Origin of the sequence: Streptococcus sp. WM07, from assembly GCF_004570525.1 — a bacterium.
Lineage (GTDB): Bacteria > Bacillota > Bacilli > Lactobacillales > Streptococcaceae > Streptococcus.
The window spans coordinates 1-1,529 of the sequence record NZ_SPPZ01000109.1 but is presented as its reverse complement, the minus strand read 5'-3'; the positions used below and the strand labels follow the sequence as shown (position 1 = coordinate 1,529).

Annotated in this window: 2 pseudogenes; both read right to left on the bottom strand. The window is 36.4% G+C overall.

Annotation, left to right across the window (positions count from 1 at the left end):
• Positions 1–818: 818 nt before the first annotated feature.
• Positions 819–1,343: pseudogene (locus E4T71_RS08570) on the bottom strand (IS630 family transposase); the annotation flags it as partial.
• Positions 1,344–1,352: 9 nt separating this feature from the next.
• A pseudogene (locus E4T71_RS08565) lies at positions 1,353–1,442 on the bottom strand (IS5/IS1182 family transposase); the annotation flags it as partial.
• Between the last annotated feature and the right edge of the window lie 87 nt (positions 1,443–1,529).

Below are 1,529 nucleotides of genomic sequence, written 5' to 3'. Positions count from 1 at the left end.
CTAGAAATCAAAATAACATCTGGTTGAATTTGTAAATGAACATTCTTACGGAAACGAACTGACTTTGGAACATATTTTTCATATAGATCAGTCACTCTCACTAAAATTTTATTGAAAACGACTTGTGCTTGAAAAGGATTCGCGAGATAATGTACTTGGCTTTGCATATCATGTCCTCAATTCGTGGTGGTTTTGAATTTATGATACGCAAAGTTTTTTATTATTTCTACAACTAACTAGCACAACGGGTAATAATAATAAAAAGTATAAAGCCATAGCATAACTCCATTTTTCAACATTAAAGACATAGGAACTTTGAATACCTCTCTTAAACAAGAGTAACTAAAAGTTTTCAGAAACTAGCTGTATATATAACAGAAGCATAAGTACCTGCACCGACAACACCGACAACTACTCCACCCCAGAATCCTGTAACCTAAAACCCCACTGAGCTGCTGTATACAAACTTCCAACAGCAGCTACTGCTGCCACTCCCGCAGCCTTACTCCACAAATTGATACTCATTGAATTTCAAAATCTGGCTTTGTCAAGCCTCCTTTATGAACTTATTGATTGCGTGCCTTACATGCCTTATCGATAATATTCAACAGGTCTCCCATATCTGTTGAACTATCACCATCTTCTTTCCTCGTCATTTTTTGAAATTCCGCGAGTATTCTGATTTGAAATTAGTTAATACTCATTTAGATTCAAAATCTGAAACCAGAGGCTGGGCAAAAAGCCTTCGAAATAGAAAACAGCTTAGAATTACGTTATTAAAAACGTTGATTCTAAGCTGTTTTCTATTTATTCAAATTTCAAGCTAAGCCAGAAATTGCTAGTTTTTGCCCAGTCTCTTTTAAATCCTCCCAATGTAAACTTCTGATAACCGTTTCTAATTGTTCGATAACTTTTTCAAGTGAAGAAAATACCTTATTCTTGAACCCTCGTTTCCGAATTTCAGCTCAAACTTGCTCTATAGGATTCATTTCTGGCGTATAGGGTGGAATAAACTCAAAGTCTATGTTAGTTGGGATAACAAGTTCCTGCGATTTATGCCAAACTGCATTGTCCATAATCAATAATATATACTCATCCGGATACTGTTCAGAGAGTTGCCTCAAAAATTCATTCATCCAAGCAGAGTTACATCCTCCAGCTATTATGAAAAATGATTCGCCTGTAAAAGCATCAACAGCACCATAACAATAGCGTTATTCTCGAATATGGTGACTCCCTACAACAGACCGATGGCCTTTTGGGGCCCAACATTTACCTAGCTTACTAATCCGACCAAAACCAGCTTCATCCTGGTACATCACACGAACTTTATTAGACTTCCTGCGAAACGTTTATAACCTTTCAAAATTGATAATACCAGCAATCAAGTTCATTCTTAAATCAAATCGTTGCTTACGATTGCGGTAAGTTGTTGAAAATATGTTGGGCACCTCTACCCCCTCTTTTTATCGAAAATTTATTTTAAGCAGGTCTTCATATATGGTAGTGCGGCTCAAGATAGCATTGTA